At 64.5% G+C, this 18254-nt stretch carries 16 protein-coding genes; all 16 read right to left on the reverse strand.

The features are described 5' to 3' along the window. Nucleotides 1–3: 3 nt before the first annotated feature. Nucleotides 4–1308, reverse strand: coding sequence for an ABC transporter permease (locus Q0Q36_RS18865; RefSeq protein WP_293800314.1), 1305 nt, complete (start codon nucleotides 1306–1308; stop codon nucleotides 4–6). Continuing rightward, nucleotides 1305–2015 (reverse strand): ABC transporter ATP-binding protein, encoded by a 711-nt coding sequence (locus Q0Q36_RS18870; protein ID WP_293800316.1) that lies wholly within the window; start codon nucleotides 2013–2015, stop codon nucleotides 1305–1307. The genes Q0Q36_RS18865 and Q0Q36_RS18870 overlap by 4 nt, the downstream gene beginning before the upstream one ends. Further along, nucleotides 1993–2460, reverse strand: coding sequence for a hypothetical protein (locus tag Q0Q36_RS18875; RefSeq protein ID WP_293800317.1), 468 nt, complete (start codon nucleotides 2458–2460; stop codon nucleotides 1993–1995). The genes Q0Q36_RS18870 and Q0Q36_RS18875 overlap by 23 nt, the downstream gene beginning before the upstream one ends. A gap of 28 nt (nucleotides 2461–2488) precedes the next feature. Next, nucleotides 2489–4231 carry an alkaline phosphatase gene (locus Q0Q36_RS18880; RefSeq protein WP_293800319.1) on the reverse strand — a complete coding sequence of 581 codons (1743 nt, stop codon included), beginning with the start codon at nucleotides 4229–4231 and terminating at the stop codon, nucleotides 2489–2491. A gap of 210 nt (nucleotides 4232–4441) precedes the next feature. After that, nucleotides 4442–5200, reverse strand: coding sequence for a response regulator transcription factor (locus tag Q0Q36_RS18885; RefSeq protein ID WP_293800321.1), 759 nt, complete (start codon nucleotides 5198–5200; stop codon nucleotides 4442–4444). A 616-nt stretch (nucleotides 5201–5816) separates the two neighbouring features. Then, entirely contained in the window at nucleotides 5817–6848 is a 1032-nt protein-coding gene (locus tag Q0Q36_RS18890) for a glycosyltransferase family 2 protein (RefSeq protein ID WP_293800323.1), read from the reverse strand. 20 nt (nucleotides 6849–6868) lie between these two features. Further along, nucleotides 6869–8305 (reverse strand): polysaccharide pyruvyl transferase family protein, encoded by a 1437-nt coding sequence (locus tag Q0Q36_RS18895; RefSeq protein WP_367187185.1) that lies wholly within the window; start codon nucleotides 8303–8305, stop codon nucleotides 6869–6871. Then, nucleotides 8302–9642 carry an NAD(P)-binding protein gene (locus Q0Q36_RS18900; protein ID WP_293800325.1) on the reverse strand — a complete coding sequence of 447 codons (1341 nt, stop codon included), beginning with the start codon at nucleotides 9640–9642 and terminating at the stop codon, nucleotides 8302–8304. Before Q0Q36_RS18900 ends, Q0Q36_RS18895 begins: the two co-directional genes overlap by 4 nt. A gap of 30 nt (nucleotides 9643–9672) precedes the next feature. Then, complete coding sequence (gene rfbG / locus Q0Q36_RS18905) at nucleotides 9673–10827, reverse strand: CDP-glucose 4,6-dehydratase (protein ID WP_293800327.1); 1155 nt, start codon at nucleotides 10825–10827, stop codon at nucleotides 9673–9675. Nucleotides 10828–10857: 30 nt separating this feature from the next. After that, nucleotides 10858–12186, reverse strand: a complete 1329-nt coding sequence (locus Q0Q36_RS18910; RefSeq protein WP_293800329.1) for an NAD(P)-dependent oxidoreductase — start codon at nucleotides 12184–12186, stop codon at nucleotides 10858–10860. Between the two features lie 35 nt (nucleotides 12187–12221). Beyond that, the gene (gene rfbC / locus Q0Q36_RS18915; protein ID WP_293800330.1) at nucleotides 12222–12791 is read right to left on the reverse strand and encodes a dTDP-4-dehydrorhamnose 3,5-epimerase; all 570 of its coding nucleotides are present in this window, start codon (nucleotides 12789–12791) and stop codon (nucleotides 12222–12224) included. Between the two features lie 160 nt (nucleotides 12792–12951). Continuing rightward, nucleotides 12952–14412 (reverse strand): lipopolysaccharide biosynthesis protein, encoded by a 1461-nt coding sequence (locus tag Q0Q36_RS18920; protein ID WP_293800331.1) that lies wholly within the window; start codon nucleotides 14410–14412, stop codon nucleotides 12952–12954. A gap of 82 nt (nucleotides 14413–14494) precedes the next feature. After that, nucleotides 14495–15148 (reverse strand): PIG-L deacetylase family protein, encoded by a 654-nt coding sequence (locus Q0Q36_RS18925; RefSeq protein WP_265057805.1) that lies wholly within the window; start codon nucleotides 15146–15148, stop codon nucleotides 14495–14497. A 2-nt stretch (nucleotides 15149–15150) separates the two neighbouring features. Further along, on the reverse strand, nucleotides 15151–15993 hold the full coding sequence (locus Q0Q36_RS18930) for a glucose-1-phosphate cytidylyltransferase (protein WP_293800333.1): 843 nt from the start codon (nucleotides 15991–15993) through the stop codon (nucleotides 15151–15153). Between the two features lie 48 nt (nucleotides 15994–16041). Further along, nucleotides 16042–17613, reverse strand: coding sequence for a cellulose synthase operon protein YhjQ/BcsQ (locus tag Q0Q36_RS18935; protein WP_293800334.1), 1572 nt, complete (start codon nucleotides 17611–17613; stop codon nucleotides 16042–16044). Between the two features lie 153 nt (nucleotides 17614–17766). Next, nucleotides 17767–18254: hypothetical protein (locus Q0Q36_RS18940; RefSeq protein WP_293800335.1), on the reverse strand; the 488-nt coding region annotated here is incomplete at its 5' end.

Consider the following 18254-nt stretch of genomic DNA (forward strand, 5'->3'; position numbering starts at 1 on the left):
AGCTCAATCGGCTCGCAGGCCGGACAGGACCGGCGCGCGGTAGGAAGCCAGGGCGGGGAGGGCGGCCAGAACGCTGCCCACCAGGCACAGCAGCGCTGCCTGGGACAATTCGCCGATCCCCACGCTCGGCGCGAGAGCAAGCCCGGTGCGCGCCGCAACCAGCCCCGACACCGCATGAGTGGCGGCCAGTCCGAGGGCGAGCCCGAGCACGCAACCGGCTGCGATCAGCAGGGCCGCGCCGAGCCAGGTCACCAGCAGCACATAGGAGCGCGGCGCGCCCAGTGCTCGCAGGGTCGCGTAGCGCCGCCGCCGCAAGCCGTTGACCGCGATCAGGAGCAGCACGACGCTGAGCAGGATCAGTACCGTATTGGCGGCCGAAGCGACGACCAGGATCGAGCGGATATCGCCGAGCGCGCCATAGAGCGAAACCAGCACCTCGGCCGGGAAGAACGCCATCGTTCCGCCCTGCCGGTACTGCGCCCGCAGCGTGTAGGCGCCAGCGACGCTCTTCGGCTTGATCACGATGGCCGGCACGCCGGGCACGCGCTTGCCGTCGAAGGGCGGGCCGATGCGGTCCTGCGGTTTCGGCGGAGCGCCGGGCTTGTTGGTCCCGGCCTGCCAGAAGGGCGCATCGCTCGCCGCCGTCTCGGAGGCGTGGCCGTTGCCGAGGCCGTGGATCTCCCAGACGCTTTCGATCGGGACCAGGACGGCGCGGTCCCAGGGCGATCCGAGCTTCGGCAAGCGGCCGACGACCGTGTAACCATGACCTTCATGACGATGGGCGTGCTCTTCTTCGCTATCCTCGCCATGGCGGCCCTGGTTGCCGGCCGTGCCGTGCGACGGCGCGATCGTGTCGCCCAGGCGATAATTGACGTCCGCGCCGATCACGGCCTCGCCTTCCGCCGCGAAGAGCCGCCCTTCGCTGGCGGCTATCCTGCCCCAGCGCCCGGCGAAGGCAGCGGTGGTGCCGATCACCGGATAGCCGCGGCTGACGTCGCCGAATCCAAGGGGGGCGAAGGCGGCAACGCGCTCATCCTGCGCCAGCGCCTGCAGGATGCGGCCGTCGAGCAGGGGAAGGGCCTCCGGCTGCAGATAGACCGCGGACATCACCAGTTGCGTCTGGCTGCCCGGCGCGCCGACGATCAAGTCGAAATCATCGGCGGCCCGGGCCGAGCCCTGACGTAGCGCCCTTTCCTGCGCACCGATGGCGATGCCGCTGGCGATCGCGATTGCGACGAGCAGCACGATGGCCGGAGCCGTCCAGCGCAGCGCGCGCAGATCCGCCAGGAGCATCGGGAACGGGTTCATGACGCGAGCTTCGCGGGCGCGGGCGTCAGGTCGAGGCGTCGGTCCATCCGCGCCAGCAGCGCCGCATCATGCGAGGCGCAGATCAGGCTCGCGCCGCAGCGCGCCGCGGCCTCGACCAGCAAGGCACCGATGGCCTCGCCGCGCGCGACATCAAGGCTCGCCGTCGGCTCGTCGGCGAGAAGGAGGGCAGGCTCGCCGAAGAGGGCACGCGCGATGGCGACGCGCTGCTGCTCGCCGCGCGACAGAAGAGCGGCCCGTCGACGCGGATCGGCAAGCCCCATCTGCTCTGCAAGCTCGAGCGCGCGGCGCTTTCCAGCCGCATCGAGTCGCCAGGACGAGAAGCTGGCGGGAAGCGCGATATTCGCGGCGACATCGAGTTCAGGAACGAGATGGAAGTCCTGGAAAACGAAGCCGAGCGTGCGCCGCCGCCAGCGGTCTCGTTCGCTCTCGCCAAGTGCGGAGACCACGGTTTTGCCCCAGGATACCCGGCCGGCGCTCGGCGTGAGCAGGCCTGCGACGAGATGCAGGAGCGAGCTCTTGCCGCTGCCGGAGGGACCGCTCACGCCGAGGCTCGTGCCGGGTTCGAGCGTCAGGGCGGGAAGCGCGAGGATGCTGAAGGAGCGGCCGTCGCCATCCCTGCGATCGAGCGCCAGCCGATCGAGGACGAGCGTCTCGGTGCGCCCCTCAGGCAAGGGCGAAGGTGGCATGCGTGACCCGAATCTGGCTGACGAAGCCGGTCTCGGCATCGGTGGCGGAGCCGATTTCGAGCCGGCCGGTCACCACGACCTTGCGCCCGGCGCTGACCATCGCCGTCTCGTTCTTCATGAATACGACGACGATATCGACCGGCCAGTCGGCATCCGACTGGCAGAAGGGGCAGATCGCCAGCGGCTCCCGCGTCAGGACGAAGAAATGGCTCTCCGGCTTCAGCGGCGGCGCCATGTAGCCGGTGATCCGCACCTCCTGGCCGCGCAACGCCGTCACCCGGTCGGAGAATTCGAAGCCGAGCACGCCGAAGGATTTGTAGAGGCTGTCGAAGGCGATGGTCTCCGCGTCCGCAGCCATGGCGGTGCGGTCGAAAAGGCTGGCCGCCGCGAGGCCGAGAACGGCTCCACGGCGGGTCAAGGTTGCGAAGGGGCTGCGTAGACGCATCGATGCCTCCGTCGCCCCGATCATCGGCTCACTTGCCGCCGAGCGCCAGAGCTTCGGTCATCACGCGGAACACGAAGGTGTTCGGCTTGTGGCCGCGGAAGCGCTCGGCGCCGGGGCCCATCGCGGTCAGGATGACGTCGTCGGCCGCATGCACGCCGCTGTTGGAGTCGAAGGGCAGGTTGCCCGTCTTGCGCGCCGCCAGCGGGCCCGAGCAGTCCTTCTCGTTGGCGATGTTGGTCTTGCCGTCCGGGCCCTTCACGGCCGGGACGCGCTCGCCATCCATGGCGGGCCGGCCGGTGTCGCAGGTGTCGGGATAGGAGCCGTAGACCACGGCGAGGCGACGCGAGGTGTTCACATCGGTGGGATAACCCTCGGCATCGAGCGGGCCGTAGTTCGGCGGCACGGAGTCGGCGTAGACGCCGAGCTTGTCGCGCAGGAGCTGGCCCGGGCGGCTGTCGTCATAGGTGCCGATGATCGACATCGGGTGGGAGTGGTCCGGCACGACGATGATCAGCGTGTCGTTGCGGTCACCGGCGAAGTCCTTGGCGACCTTGACGGCGTTGTCGAGCATGATCGTGTCGAAGACCGAGCGCTCCCAGTCGAGCGAGTGGCTGTACTTGTCGATGCGGGCGGATTCGACCATCAGCAGGAAGCCTTCGGGATTGCCCTTGAGCATGTCGAGAGCGGCCTTGGTCTGCTCGACCACATCCGGCTGGTCCGGGAATTTCGAGATCGAGCCCTTCTTGGCCAGACGCAGGTCGAAGGCGCCGTCGATATTGCCGGTGTTGTAGAGGCCGAGCAGTTTCTTGGTGCCACCGGCGACGGCGGCGTTCATCTCGGTCTTGCTGGTGGCGAGCGTGTAGCCGGCCTCCTTGAACTTGGCGATGAAGTCCTGCTCGTCGGTGCGCTTCGAGCCCGGGGTCACCTTGCTCAGGAAGTTCGGCGAGCCGCCGCCCATGATCACGTCGGGCTTCACGGCATAGAACATCTCGACGATGTCGTTGTAGTCCGAGCGCCGCCGCGTATGGGCGACCATCGAGGCCGGGGTCGCGTCCTCGATCTCGGAATTGGTGACGACGCCGACCGACATGCCGGTCTTGCGCTTCACCAGCTCGGCGATGGTCTCGACCTTGGGATGGTCGAGGGTGAGTGCGTTCTTGGCGCAGTAGACGCCGAGCGCGTTGACGCAGGACTTGTGGCCGGTGGTGTAGGCATGCGCCGCATTGGCGCTGTCGGTGACGATCGAGTCGGTGCCCGAGGTCGAGATCAGCGCCATGTTGGACATGTCGTCCATGGCGAGCTCGCCGTCATATTTGCCTTCCTTCCAGCCCTTGGAAAGGATGCGGGCGGCGGTGCGGTTGGCGACCGTCATGCCGTCGCCGATGAAGAGGATGACGTTCTTGGCCCGGCGCGGCTGGACCGTGGCGAAGACGTCCCAGTTCACGACAGACTTGTTGCCGCCCTGCGTGGCTTCCACAACATAGCGGCCGGCCGGCAGCGAGGCGCCGCGCAGCCACAGGGCCGAGTGCTTCTGGCCTTCCTCGTTCTGGATGAAATTGGTCGGGCGGCCGAGCACGTCGGCGGCGGGCTTGCCGTTGATGGTGACATTGACGTCGGCCGAGGTCGGCGCGTTCGGGAACTCGACCTTGAAATCGAAGCGCGAGCCTTCCAGGATCTCGGCCCGGTCGATCGGATAGATCGTCTGGGCGATCGCAGAGCCGCCCATGAGGCTCGTGGTCAGGGCAGCCGCCAACAGGCAAGACGCGCGCATGTCATTCTCCGGATGTGCCCTCGGGCCGATCGCGGCAGCCCTTAGAACCGGCATATGACAGTTTCATCAAATGGGGAGGCTGCGCTAGCCCGGTGCGGGAGTCATATACCGGGGCATGGGCCCGGGCGCCGTTGCGGAGACCCCGATCGCGCATGGCCTCGATCCGCAAGGAGGCGGGCAAGCGACGGGCCTGGCAGTCCCTGGCAACCTCTAGGCATTTTCCGGATTGGCTGCTGCCCTGAGCAGGGAATTGCTGTTGGCCGGCTGCAGGAGCAGCGCGTTGTTCATGCCCCAGATCGCGGCCTGTGTTCGATTTTGGACGCGAATTTTCCGCAGGATGGCTTTGACGTGAGCTTTGACGGTCGCCTCGGTGATGCCGATCTTGCGTGCGATGGATTTGTTGGAGTTGCCGTCGATCAGGCAGAGCAGGATGGCCGTCTCGCGGGGAGACAGTAGCGGCGCCGCGGTGCTCTCGGCAGCCACGCAGCCCTCCTCGCTCTCCTCGTCGTCTTGCGAAGGGGCAGGAGCGTCCTTCTGGCGCCGCAGCTTCAGCGGAGGCACGGGCGAGGGGAATGCCGGGGGAAAGATGGCTTCACCCAGCATGAGCAGCTCGATCGACTTGACGAAGGCATCGCAGGACACGGCATTGACGAGATAGCCGATCGCGCCGGCCTTGAAGGCCAGCGCCGGCTCGCTCAGGCCGTAATGCTCAGCCACGACGGCGACATGGGATTCGGGATACTGCGCCTTCAGGAGTTCGATGTCGGTCACGATCAGGCCGAAATCGTCCCCAGCATGGACGATCAGGATCAGGAGTTTGTTGGGCGTTGACTTGGCCTTCAACTGGTCGATGTTCGAAAACGCCGGCAGCGTGCGGAAGCCCTTATCTTGCAATACACGGGTGATACCCTCTCTCATCAGAGAGTATTTCCCCAGTATGGCAATGCCGAAGCCCCTGTTTTCCTTCATGAAACTCTCCCGAAACGCAAATAGACGCCACCCCCTCTCCGAATCAAATCAACTGTTTGGCTATGTTTAGAGGATCCACCGAGATCGAGGATCCTGTGGAATTTCATCGTTGCCCAAGAACCACATGGAAATCTTTTGCCCCTTGCGTGAATTTTGTTCCAAGTTCAGAAAAGGTATTTGCCGTCTTCGATCAAGCCGCGACCACGAATGTTCTTTGTCCAGAGCAGGAAACGGCTCTGCTTTTCTTCAGCATCGCGCATGAGCTGGGCCTTGCGCCTGCGAATTCCGTCTAGGCAGCCCACGCCCACAGCCGCTGGCGACGAAGACGCTCGCCTGAGTTTGCTGAAGATGAGGAAAGGCGCTGTCGATCACTGCTATGCCCGCAACATGTAAACAATCAGATCGGGATGAAAACGATCTGCCGGCACTCGCGACCCTCACAGTACCAAAAAATTGTTCGCCCAGCAAGTTGGTTAGCAAATGGTTAATCATCACGGAAGTGTTATCGTGATAAAAATTTGCGTTACCGATCAGATGACCAAGAGAGATAGTTCAGGTTGAACTGGATAGAATTTATTCATGATGCGGTTAACGGCGATCGAGTATGAGATTTATTTCAGCTTTTAGGAGGTGCTTGCATGCCTCTCAGCATGGAATGCGTATGGACGCGATTGATGGCGGCTCTGATCGCCCATTTCGGATTCAGGAGTAAATCGATCAATTTCGCGGAAATGCTCTTGGAGAATTTCAGTTTGTCGAACCGGTATCCAAGTTCGTTCAGCCGGTCGGTGTGGTATTTCCAGAAATCCTTGTTCTTGAATTTCAAGGCGCTCGACGAAAGATAGCGATAATATTGATCCAGAAGCTGATTGATGCGGCCTTCTTTTTCAGCTTGAGAGAGGTACCAATCGCCATATTCCTGGCAGTCTCCGAGTTCGGAAGATACATAGGCATTGTTGTCGAGGGATATTGTCGTCACACGATTGTAGTGAACCCGCTCATGCGAAAGTATTTGATGGACGAAGCCGAAATCGGAGTATCTGAGGTGCTCGAGGCAGGCGCTGGTGTCCGCCTCGTGTGTCGGATTTGGGAAGAAATTCGACGTATTTCGGATCGCGTCAGCCCGGTACATGACCGATGTCGGGTTTCCCAGGACTCTCTGAAAGCCCAGAAGGTGGGCGCGGCAGATGTCATGACCCGAGATCACGGACTGCGAATACGATAGGCCGACATTCCGGACATACCAGATGTCGTTTCCGCCGCTGAGCTGGTAGGCACCGACGATGCCGATCGACGGGTGTGCCTCGGCAAGCCCGACCATCCTTTCCAGGCATTCAGGATAGATCCAGTCATCCGCGGAGACGACTTTGCAGTACTTGCTCTCGCTGGAGATGAGGCCGAAGGCCTTGTTGTGATTGGCGATGATCGGCAGCAGTTCGTCGTTACTGAAGACGCGAACCCGGCTGTCCCGCTGGCGATACTCCTCGGCGATGGCGAGGGTCTCGTCGGTGCTGGCGTTGTTGAGGATGATATATTCGAAGTTCGGGTAGGTCTGCGACAGCACGCTTTCGATGCATTCGCGCAGGAACTTGGCGCCGTTGTAGACGGGCGTGACAACGCTGACCAGCGGGTTGATCTTATCGGCCATTTTCGCCCCCCACCATGCTGTTATTTCGGTTTTCTGCCGTTCAGGTCGTTATCGTTCGGAAACAATTCGTCGAATTGCTCCGTCAACTGTTCTTGAAAATCGGAAACGCTCTGCTTGATGCGCGCTTTGATCGCATCGGCATTGGCAAGCAACTGGTCGGCCCTGGCCGTCAGGTCCTCCGCATCGCAACGCGCGATATCCACGCAATAATCAGACAACCCGAGGGCGGCCATGAGGTTGCTGACCTTGGGGTGAGGCGACAACGCGATGGTCGGAACATTCTGAAGGGACGCGAAGACAACGCCGTGAAAGCGGCAGGTGACGTAGCAATCCAGGCCGGACAGGGTGGAGAGCAGGCTCGGGATATCGCAAACCGCTTCCGGCATGACGCGATCGGGCGCCAGTCCGGGGTTCTTTGCCCGAATGGCGGCGTCGAGATCGGCGATAGCCTGGGAATCGAACCAGATGTCGCTGCTGAAGAGCTTGATCCGGTAGCCGCGCTCGAGCATCCGGCCGCAGAACTCGGCGAGATTGTCGATCAACCGGTGATAGATCTGGCTGTCGTCGACCCAGTGTCGTGAGGAATCGCCATAGGCCATCGGCGCGATTCCGATAACGCGCTCTGCCCGCTCGTCTTGCGGCACCTTCGTTGCGCTTTCGGGCAGCCGAAGATTCCAGACGGCATCGGCGACGACCTTCATCCTGCCGCGGAAGCCGATCTTCCGCAGCAGGTCGCCCGAGGCGCTGTCGCGCAGGGAGACGTAGTCGGCAAGATCGAGCGTGCGCCGGACGAACCAGCGGCTCAGTGGCGCATCCAGCGGGCCGGCGCCGTTGTTCAGGAAAATGCATTCCACGTTCAGGCATTTGGCGAGGAGCAGCCACTTGAACAATGTGTAAGGGAAAGCCCAGGGGCCGCCCCAGTCGAGCAACTGGCCGCCGCCGCTGATGACGAGCATGTCGAGCTGGCAGAGCAGGATGAACGAGCGCCCGAGAAAGAGCACTTCGTGAACGAGCTGGCTGGGGCGAACGAACAGGGCGTGGCGCAGGGCATTGCCAATGCGGAACAGGGGCCCGGTCTTCCTGGCCAGTGCCTTCAGCTTTTCCGCGAACCCCACGGGCTCGGACGAACGGGGCGTCGACGACCATTCCCGCTGGAACGGGAAAATCCTCTGGCGCATCGCGAAGGCGGGAATGCCGTGCCGGCGCGTGGTGTCTTCGGGATCCATCGACAGGCCGACGACGGAGGCCCCGGGCCATCTGCGCGTGATATTGTCGAGCACGGCCGCGATCGAGCCCTCGTCTCCCAGATTGCCGGTGCCGCAATGCGCCAGAAGGGCGATGCGGCCGGGCCTGGCGGGCGCCGCCTTGGCCGTCTCCATGTCGCTCTCCGGTCGGCCCGACCAAGGCTGGCCGGCTTGCGCGGCAGCGCCGATGTCGATGCCGACCCGCTCGCTCATGCGACTTGTGCCCGTTGCCGGAGCTGAGAGGCCGCGAGCCGCGTCAGCGCGGCTCCCGCCGCCTTCTCGCCGCTCTTGAAGCTCTCATCCGTCCACATGTACCCCCAATCGCCGTAGCGCCCGCAATAGGCGATGCCGAGGTCGTCGAGATAGCCGTGCACCGTCGCGAGCGCCGCGGCACGATCGAGGTCGAAGATGATGTTGGCGTAGCGCAGATACATCGCGTTGCGGCAGAGAATCCGGTCGCTGTCGCGCAGCAGCCCGCAGCGGCGCAGGTCCGCGATCACAGGTTCGATCCAGTCCCTCGGCTGGCCGGCGAACGGCTTGTACTTGTCCGAGAAATAGACCTCCGCCTGGATGCTGCCGGTGCCCTTCGGCGCATTGTTCGGGGACAGCATGTGCGGGAAGCCGAGGCGGGTGAAGCAGATGTCCTCGTCGTAGAAATACGTCATATGCGCGTTGGAAATGTCCTCGCGGTCCACGCCGATATTGACCAGGACGCAGGACGAGCAGGCAAGCTTCCGCGCGGCTTCCAGCACGTCGCGCGGTGCGCCTACGATCATCGGGATGAGATCGGGAAGCGGCACGGATGAAACCAGGAGGTCGTAGCTGCAGATCGTGCCATTGGAAAAGGTCAGCAGGCGCGCTCTCGGATCGACAGAGACCAGCTCGTGGTTCAGCTGGATGTCGCCGGAAGGCACGAATTTCTGCAGGTAGGAGACGAAGCCGCCCTGCTGCGGATAGCGGAAATGCGTGATGTAGTGGATGTTCGGCGACGAAGCCGAAATCGCGCCGCGCAGCACTTCCTCCAGGCTGGGACGATAGATGCGCGGCCCCAGCCAGTCCGTGCTCATGTTCTCGGCCGTGGTGAGGTGATATTTGCGCGTATACTGCTTCGGGAAGAGTTCCGCGAAGGTCGGGCCGAAGCTGGCGAGCAGCCAGTCGTTGTAGTTGTTGATCGGCCCTTCCGGCTTCTGCCGCTCCTCGACGAAATCGGCGATCACCTTGACGACCACGTCTTCGGGCAGGCCGTGCAGGTGAAGCTGCACGGGATGTTGCGGCCAGTAGCCCCGCCAATAGTTGTTCAGGTTGATCTGGATGGTTTCATAGAGCTGGTCGACGCTCTCGGCGAACAGATCCTGGATCCGTTCGTCCTTGGTGAAGGAAATATGTGGCCCGATATCGAAGACGAAGCCGGGCTCGTGGCGAAACGACATGGTATGGCCGCCGTAATAGGCGTTCTTGTCATACATGACGGGGGTGATGCCTTCCGCCTGGAGGCGGTGGGCTGCTCCGAAGCCGGCCATTCCAGTCCCAAGTACAACTGCTTTGGGCATGAGCGTGCTTTCCCTCGTTAAGGTCTCGGATCAGCCTTCCGCAGCCGAAAGCAGAGGCGCGGCGGCGGCTTTCATCCGCCGCGCCGCCAGCGCGCATGTCTCGGCATCGTCCTGGAGAAGATATTCGTAGCGTTCGATCTGCCGCCGCGTGAGTGACTGCAGATCCTTCCCGGCCTGGAAGGCCTCGTACCATTCGACGATCCAGAGCAGGCTCTGGTCGAGCTGAAGGACGGGGTGCCAGTTCAGCAGAGTCCGGGCCTTGGAGGTGTCGAGGCGCAGCAGTTGCGCTTCGGCCGGGTGCGGCGTTCCGTCCTGTGCCCAGGAGGCGCCTTCGCCCCATGACGAGACGAGCTTGTCGGCGATCCAGGAGACCGGCCTGGCATCCGCTTCCGCCGGCCCGAAATTCCAGCCTGATGCGAAGCGGGCGCCGTCCTCCGCCAGCCGCTCGCACAGCAGCAGATAGCCATGCAGCGGCATCAGCACGAACTGCCAGGGCCTGATCGCGGCGGGATTGCGGATGCGACAGGGCCGCCGGTCGATGAAGGCCCGGATCAGGTCGGGGATGAGCTGGTTCGCCGTCCAGTCGCCGCCGCCGATCGCATTCCCCGCCCGGGCGCTGGCCACCGCCACGCCGTGCCGGGACAGAGTCTCCGGCGGGAAATAGGAGTCGCGATAGGCATTGGTCACCAGCTCCGAGCAGCCCTTGGAGTTGGAGTAGGGATCATGGCCGCCCATCGCGTCGCTCTCGCGATAGCCCCAGACCCATTCGCGATTGTCGTAGCACTTGTCGCTGGTGACATTGACGACGACGCAGGGACGCGCGAGCTGGCGGACGGCCTCCATGAGATGGACGGTGCCCATGACGTTGGTCGCATAGGTGTCGACCGGATGTTCATAGCTGGTCCGGACCACCGATTGGGCCGCCATGTGGATGACGACATCGGGTGCGCAGGCGGCCATCGCGGCTTGCAGATGCGCGAGGTCGCGCACATCGCCATGGATCGAATGCACGCATTCGGCCACCCTGGCTTGCTCGAAGAGGTTCGGCTCGGTCGGCGGATCGAGCGCGTAGCCGGTGACGTCGGCGCCGAGCGCTTCCAGCCATAGCGAGAGCCACGCACCCTTGAAGCCGGTATGGCCGGTGACGAAGACCTTGCGGTTCTTCCAGAAAGAACGGTTCAGCATGGCCGAAGGCTCCAACGCTTGGATGCTGTGTCAGGGCGTCGCTTCTGCGAGGACGCGAGCCGGCGCAGCCTTCGCTTCGCGCATCGGCCAGCGCCTCTGCTGTTCGCGCCAGAGCGCATCCGCCTGGCGCCCCGCCGGCAGTTCGACATCGGCGAAGGAAACGACGTCGTCCTTCTTCTTGTCGCAGCGCATGACGCAATCCTCGGACAGGCCGATCGGCAGGGCGTCGCTGGCGCGTGCTTCCGTCGCGTTCTCGATCAGGCCGTAGGCGCAGAAGCCGCCGATGCCGTCTAGGCGCTCGCCGGCCTTGAGGTCGCGCTTGGCGACCGTGACGACCTCGCAGACCGGCCCGTCGAGGGGCGCCACCGTCGGATCGTGCTGGATCACCGCACGCGCGATCGTCGAAGCGATCTGGAGATGGGGCAGGTGGAACGGCGTGTAGAAGACGTAGAACGGGCCGTTTCCGAGCTTGTAATAGGCGAGCTGCGCCTGCTTCAGCGGATTCTCCTCGTGGATGACGACGAAGGCTCCGGTATGGGGCGCAGCCCCCAGGGCGTAGTCGACCAGCCCCGTTTCGAGCATCGCTTGCGCCGGCAGGCGTTCCGCGACCTCCCGAACATCGCCGCAGGCCGGTCCGTACATGCCGCGGCGGCCCGCATGGAAGCCCGTCGCATTGGCAAGGACCGTCGTTTCCATCGACAGCTTGGTCGCATCGGCGAAGGAGGTGACCTTGCGCGGATCCTGGTCGTTCTTTTCGGCGAAGGCGCGCTGCGTGTCCGGGTTGCGGTAGTAGTCGACCATGCCCTTGATGTTGCCGGCGGCGACGGGCTTGAGGCCGAGCGTTCGCAGATAGCGCAGCAGGGTCATGGCGACGCCGGGCTCGTCACCATCGGTATTGGTCAGGACGACGCCGGCCTCGCGGGCCTTCTGGTTCAGGATCGGGCCGATCAGGGAATCGAGCTCGGCATTGACCATCACGACATGCTTGCGATGCGCGATCGCGTCGAGCACCACGGCGGCGCCGGCTTCAACCGTCCCGGTCACTTCGAGGATGATGTCGATCGCCTCGCAGCCGGTCAGAACATACGGATCGTCGGTCAGAACAGGCACGCCGCGCGCGATCGCGCTCTCGGCCTCACGCGTTGACGAGACGCGGCTCCAGCCATGGATCTTCGCCTCGCGAAAGGCGCGTTCGGCATTGCCGAGCGTGCGGTTGGCGATGGCGACCAGCCGCATCCCCGGCACCGGCGTGCCCAGCTGCAGCGCGATGGCGCGCCCGGTGGCGCCAGCGCCGACCATGCCGACGCGGATCGGCCGCTTGCCTGTCTCATAGTCCCGTAACACCAAGTCCAGAGCCATAGCGCGTTCCTCTTTCGATGATGTCGGCAGGGCGGTCAGGCCGAGAGGCGTTGCTCCGGCGCGACATCGCCGGAGCAGCGCCGCGTCAGCGGCCAGTTGCGGTCCTGTTCGGAGATTTCGGAGACGGGCAGGGGCCAGGCGATGTCGAAGGCCGGATCGTCGAAGCGTACGCCCTTCGCAGACGCCGGCGCATAGAAAGCCGAGGTCATGTAATGCATCTCGGTATCCGGCCGGAGCGTCTGATAGCCGTGGGCGCAGCCCTCCGGCAGATAGAGCATGCGGCCGTTCTCGTCGCTCAGCTCGACGCCGTGCCAGCTGCCGTAGCTCGGCGAGTCCGGCCTGAGGTCGAGCACAACGTCGAACATCGCGCCGCGCGTGCAGCGCACCAGCTTCGCCTCGAGCGCGGGGGCCTCCTGATAATGCAGGCCGCGGAGCGTGCCGCGCTTCGTGCTGAAGCCCATATTGGCCTGAACCGGGGTGAAGGCCATGCCGTGCTCGGCGAATTCCCGAAGGCACCAGGCCCGCATGAAGCGCCCCCGCGCATCGGCATGCGGCGTCGGGTCGATGACCATCGCATCGCGAACGCTCGTCTCGGTGAACCGCATCCCCCAGCCCTCGCATTCAGGCGTCGTACCTGAATAATGTCCGCAGAAGCGCGGGTGTTCCGGCGCAGAAGCCGCGTCGTTTCAAGGATTTGCCGGAATCGGAAAAGCGCGCCGGCCCACGGCCGGCGCGCGGGGACATGCACGGGAATCTACGCGGGAGTTACGCGGTCTGGTCGGCACCGGTACGGGCGCTGCGGAAGAGGTCGAGATACAGCGCCTTCTCGCCGGCGATGAGCAGCAGCATCGCGAGATAGGTCGCGCCGAAGGAGCCGGCATCCAGCATGAGGCGGAAGAACGGCAGTAGCGTCGGCGGGCGCAGGCTGTGCACGCCGAAGCCGACCAGTGCCGCGACGGCGCAGGCGATGAGAGGGCACGCCAGCGCGCCGATGAATTCGCGGACCCGCACGCCCGTGCCGTGCAGTGCCCAGAGCGAGATCGGCACCAGCTTCAGCACCATGACCGCGGAATAGGCGAGGGCGACGCCACGCGGGCCATAGGGAAGCCCGATCACGATGCCCACAATCATGAAGGTCGCGGAGAACAAGCCGAGATAGACGCCGCGCCGGATCAGGCCGAGCGCATTGAGCAGCCAGCCGAGCGGGCTCGAGATCGCGATGACCAGGATGGTCGGGGCGAGGATCCGGAAGATCTCGATGGCGCTCGTCCATTGCGGCCCCAGCACGACCAGGATCACGTCGTCGGCGAAGAGCCCGCACACCACCGTCAGCGGCAGCGTCAAGGTTACCACCATCGAATAGCCCTTGAGGAAATAGCGCCGCAGGCGGTCGAGATCGTCCCGGGTCCGCGACAGCGCCGCGAAGGCAACCTCGCCGATCGTGTTGTTCAGGTTCTCGGTCGGAAAATTGATCAGGTAGAAGGCGCGGCTGTAGAGGCCGGTCGCCTCCGTCCCCCAGAACCGGCCGAGCAGGAGCTTGTCGATATTGATCGTGATGTAGGAGAGGAAGCCGGTCAGCGTCGCCCCGCCACCGAACTGCAGCATGGAGCGCAGGCCGGCGACGAAACGCGGCTTGCCCGGAATCCAGCCGGTCGCGAACCACAGGCCGATCGTCATGGCCAGGGGCAGCGAGATGGTCATCGAGACGATCGCCCAATAGCCGAAGCCGGCTTTGGCCATTCCGACCGAGATTGCGGTTGCGATCACCAGCGAGCTGATCTCGATCTTGGCCGAGGTCCCGAAGGCGAGGCGCCGCTGAAGCAGCACGCCATGCTGCACGCCGGCAGCCGTGATGATGAAGGTGAAGGCGATCACGTCCATGATCGCGACGAGCCTCGGCTCCCGGTAGAACGCGCTGACCATCGGTGCAGCCACGATGGCCGTCAGCGTCAGCGCCGCGCCGAAGGTCAGGTTGAGCCAGAACAGCGACGACGATTCCTCTTCGCTGAGCACGTCGCGTTGGATGGCGGCCTGGAACAGGCCGAAGCAGCCGAACATGTTCAGCACGCCGGTGAAGGCGGTGACCATCGTGACCAGACCGTAGTCCTCGGGCGTGAGCAGCCGGCCGAGCACCATGAGCGCCAGGATACGGATGACGAAGCCGAGCCCGCGGGAGCCGACATTGATCAATCCCGCGCGAACGGTTCTGCGCTTCAGGTCCTGCATGTCGTTCTCGATTGCCGCTTTTGGGGCATCGGGCCGGAAAGCGGCATCTGCCTTTCCGGGAAACCGGTGCTGGAACAGGGAGCTAGAGCATCAGCTTGCGAGCGTAGAACGCCTCCGCATAGCCGCTGGGGGCGTTGCATTCCATTCCGCGCAACCGCATCAGCGCCATGAAGGTGGTGCGGTCGAACCAGTGCTTGTTGCCCTGCGACTTGAAGGTGTCGAGGATCAGGTCGACCTTCTTCTCGCAGGTATCGTCGGACAAGGCGTTGAAGACGCTGGGCTGCCCGAGGTCGCCGTCATATTTCGGAATCTCGTATTCCAGGATCAGGTGGCTGCGGAACGTGTTCCAGGTCAATTCGGCGATCAGCCGGTGGTCCTGGTGGGAGTCGTGGCGGTTATGGGTGAAGATGATGTCCGGAGACACCTCCCGCTTGATCTCCTCGAAGACATTCTTGATCTCGGCCCCGGCGAACGGCATGTAGCCGTCCCTGAAGTCCTTCAGCACCACCCGCTTCATGCGGGCTGGATCGACGAACTGCCGTGCGCCGCTTGCAGCTTCCTCCGCACGGACGCCGCTCGCGCTGAAGACCACCCAGTGAAACACGGCGTCCGGGTGGTCGGCCGCGATCTGCAGCACCGTGCCGCCACAGCCGATCTCGATATCATCGGAATGGCAGCCCAGGCAGAGGATCTGCAGCGGGGACGCACCGGCACGGTCCGGCTTCAGGCGCAGCATGGTCAGGCCACCTGGTTCATCGTGGGAGCTGCGGCCGCCGTCATCGCCATCGCGGGATAGGCGAGATGCGCGCAGTCCTTCCACACCTTCCAGGGCGGGTTGGTGTCGTTGAGCTCCTCGAGGCGCTGCTTGTCCTTGAACGTGTCCATGCACTGCCAGAAGCCGGTGCATTTATGGGCCAGCAGGGCCTGGCGCTCGATCAGCCGCGCGAACGGCTCCCGCACCAGCTCGTCGCCGGGATTGATGTAGTCGAAGATCTCATGCCGGAAGACGAAGAAGCCGCCATTGATCCAGATGTCGGAATGGGCGAGCGCCGCGACCTCGGCGACCTTGCCGTCCGGCGCCATCCTGATCATGTCGAAGCTCGCCGTCGGCTGCACCAGCAGGAGCGAGCCGACGGCATCGCTCTGCTTCAGCTCGTCGATCATCGTCGGCAGATGCAGGTCGCTGAGACCGTCGCCGTAATTCGCCAGGAAATATTCCTCGCCCTGCAGATAGGGCTCGACCGCCTTGAGGCGCTCGCCGATCGTCGCATGCAGGCCGGTCTCGACGAAGGTGATCGTCCAGTCGTCGCTGTCCCGGTTGATGAAGTCGATCTTCCGGCCACCGCGGGACCAGACGAAATCGTTCGAGATCGACTCGTCGTATTTCAGGAAATAGTCCTTGATCGCGCCGCCCTTGTGGCCAAGGCAGAGGATGAAATCCTTGTGGCCGAAATGGGCGTAGTACTTCATCAGGTGCCAGAGGATGGGGCGCGAGCCGATCTGCACCATCGGCTTCGGAACGTCGTCGACATAGCCTCGCAGCCGCATGCCCATGCCGCCGCAGAAGAGTACGACCTTCATGATGCTCTCCCTCCGAAAATCTCGGCCTGGCGGCCGGAGTGGTCTGTTTCAAGCTGTCGTGGCGGCCTTCGAACGGGCGTGAAGCTCATAGCCATAACGCTGCATCACCCGTTCATCGGCCATGTTGAGGACGGAGCCGATAAACTTCCCCCGGGCCGCGCCCGCGGACTGGAAAGCCTGGCGGACCAGCTCCGATTGCGTCTCGCCCCATTTCACGACGAGCAGCAGGCCATCGAGTGCCGAGGCGGCTGCGCGCACCTGCGGACCGGCCGCCAGTGCAGGCATGTCGAGGATCACGAGATTGTAGGTGCTCTCTGCGGCGCGCAGGATGTCGTCCAGCAGGCCGCGCGGCATCAGGCGATCGCCGGCGCCGAGGCGCTTGTCGAGCGGCAGGACATCCAGACCGGGCTGCAGCTCGGCGAGGCCGTCGAGAGCCCGGGCTCGCGGGTGTTCACCGGGGAGGGGAGGGTCCTGCGCGAGCTTGGCAACCCAGCGCGAGAGCGAAGGATCGTCCGGCACGGCGTCGACCAGAAGCACGCGCTTTCCGGCTGCTGCGGCGGTCCTGGCCAGGGCAATGGCCAGCGAGGTCGTGCCCTCGCCGGGTAGGATCGAGGTCACGCCGATGGCATGGAACCCTCCGGGCGAAACATCGTCCATCACCGCCGTGGCGCGGCGCAGGACCTCATGCTGCGATGTCAACAGGTGTCCGGCGGCGGCATCTTCCGGCCAGGCTCCGATTCCCGGAAAGCGGGGCACGACACCGAGGCATTCCACGCCCAGGACGAACTCCATCTGGTCCCTGCTGCGGATCCCGTCGCTGAACATGTCGAGCAGGAGCGCGACCGCGGTGGAGGCCCCGAGGCCAAGCAGGGCCGCGATGGCGAGGATCAGGATGGCCGATGGCCCGTCCGCCCCGACAGGCGGCTCCGCTTCCGACAGAATCTGGGCGCTCGGGCCGAGATTCTGGTAGATTTCGCGCAAGGTGGGCGCGTGGGCAGAGGCCGCATCGGAGGCGCGCGGGCGTTCCTGCAGAGAGGTCCGGACGATGGCGTTGACGATCCGCGCCGCCTTGACGGGATCCGAGGCCTTGAGGCTCACCGCCACGATATGGCTCGTGCCGACCTGCCGGACGCTGAGCTTGCGGCCAAGGGCTGCGAGCGCCGCGCGATAGGCTGCGCCGTTCGATACGGCTTCCGGCGAGGTTTGTCCCTGAGGAGCCTTGGCGTCCCCGGGCAAGGCCGCGTGGGTGTCGTTGAATTCCGGGTCGTCGACGAGGTGCAGCGTTTCGACCACCGTGGCCAGGACATTGCCGGAGCGCAGCAGCTCGATCTGGTTTTGCACCATCGGGAGATCGGCACGCCCGGGCAGGATCGCCTGGTCGGGTCCGGTCAGGACCTGCCTGATATAGATCAGCAGCTGGCTGGATGCGGTGTAGGTCGCCGGGCGCAAGCTGACATAGGCCGCGGCGATGGCCACGCATCCGATGGTGCCGAGGGCCAGCAGCCATTTGCGGCTGCGAAGGCTCCCGAGGCCGAAGGACGGTCGCGGCCGCACCTCGATCCGGGCTTCGAGCCCTTCCGTGCTGGGAGCGACCTGCGGGCGGCTTCTTGTGTCCATCATGGGCTTCAATCAAAAATGGACCCGTTTCCGGAGTCCGGTTCGGCTCGACGCTGGTGGGAGAGGGGAAGCGATCGCCCTGGCGGCCTATCCTGGTCGAGACCTGATCGCCGGCTTCCGCGCCCCCCACCCGGCGCCTTGCGCCCGCAGTGGCATTCACAGTGCAAACGCCGGGCGATCCGCCGCCGTTCCTGCAGGGGCAGGCTCAAACCGACATCGCTTCGCGACGCTGTTCAGGGGCTCGATGCTGATCGCATAGACCAGGAACATGACCCCGCACACGCGCCAGGCGCTGCCCGTCTTGGTGTGGAGCAGGAAGACCGCGAGAAGGGGGATGTAGAACGTCACCAGCAGGCGGATCCGCTGGGATACGTCCCCGGCCCGCGAAGCCCTGACATAGAGCGCCAGCCCGAGCAGCAGCTCGAGGTAGAGCGCGTGGATGTTGGGGTGCGGGAAGGTGCTCTGCAGGCGGAAATCGCTGAAATCGGACAGCCCGTGGGCGATGTCCATGAAGGCATGGAGCGTGGGCGGCGGAGACGAGCCGAGCACTACAAGCACGAAGCGGGTCAGGTCGCGCGACGAACGCAGGATGTGCACGGCGGTGAGAAAACCATCCAGTGGAGCGCCTGCGTTTGTGCCGGCGC

Origin of the sequence: uncultured Allobosea sp., from assembly GCF_945957345.1 — a bacterium.
Lineage (GTDB): Bacteria > Pseudomonadota > Alphaproteobacteria > Rhizobiales > Beijerinckiaceae > Allobosea.

What these genes read in the sequence shown, in the direction of transcription:
- Q0Q36_RS18885 (WP_293800321.1), bottom strand. Translation starts at nt 5,200, where the DNA reads ATGAAGGAAAACAGGGGCTTCGGCATTGCCATACTGGGGAAATACTCT.
- Q0Q36_RS18875 (WP_293800317.1), bottom strand. Translation starts at nt 2,460, where the DNA reads ATGCGTCTACGCAGCCCCTTCGCAACCTTGACCCGCCGTGGAGCCGTT.
- Q0Q36_RS18900 (WP_293800325.1), bottom strand. Translation starts at nt 9,642, where the DNA reads ATGCCCAAAGCAGTTGTACTTGGGACTGGAATGGCCGGCTTCGGAGCA.
- Q0Q36_RS18880 (WP_293800319.1), bottom strand. Translation starts at nt 4,231, where the DNA reads ATGCGCGCGTCTTGCCTGTTGGCGGCTGCCCTGACCACGAGCCTCATG.
- Q0Q36_RS18920 (WP_293800331.1), bottom strand. Translation starts at nt 14,412, where the DNA reads ATGCAGGACCTGAAGCGCAGAACCGTTCGCGCGGGATTGATCAATGTC.
- Q0Q36_RS18870 (WP_293800316.1), bottom strand. Translation starts at nt 2,015, where the DNA reads ATGCCACCTTCGCCCTTGCCTGAGGGGCGCACCGAGACGCTCGTCCTC.
- Q0Q36_RS18935 (WP_293800334.1), bottom strand. Translation starts at nt 17,613, where the DNA reads ATGATGGACACAAGAAGCCGCCCGCAGGTCGCTCCCAGCACGGAAGGG.
- Q0Q36_RS18890 (WP_293800323.1), bottom strand. Translation starts at nt 6,848, where the DNA reads ATGGCCGATAAGATCAACCCGCTGGTCAGCGTTGTCACGCCCGTCTAC.
- Q0Q36_RS18910 (WP_293800329.1), bottom strand. Translation starts at nt 12,186, where the DNA reads ATGGCTCTGGACTTGGTGTTACGGGACTATGAGACAGGCAAGCGGCCG.
- Q0Q36_RS18925 (WP_265057805.1), bottom strand. Translation starts at nt 15,148, where the DNA reads ATGCTGCGCCTGAAGCCGGACCGTGCCGGTGCGTCCCCGCTGCAGATC.
- rfbG (WP_293800327.1), bottom strand. Translation starts at nt 10,827, where the DNA reads ATGCTGAACCGTTCTTTCTGGAAGAACCGCAAGGTCTTCGTCACCGGC.
- rfbC (WP_293800330.1), bottom strand. Translation starts at nt 12,791, where the DNA reads ATGCGGTTCACCGAGACGAGCGTTCGCGATGCGATGGTCATCGACCCG.
- Q0Q36_RS18930 (WP_293800333.1), bottom strand. Translation starts at nt 15,993, where the DNA reads ATGAAGGTCGTACTCTTCTGCGGCGGCATGGGCATGCGGCTGCGAGGC.
- Q0Q36_RS18865 (WP_293800314.1), bottom strand. Translation starts at nt 1,308, where the DNA reads ATGAACCCGTTCCCGATGCTCCTGGCGGATCTGCGCGCGCTGCGCTGG.
- Q0Q36_RS18895 (WP_367187185.1), bottom strand. Translation starts at nt 8,305, where the DNA reads ATGAGCGAGCGGGTCGGCATCGACATCGGCGCTGCCGCGCAAGCCGGC.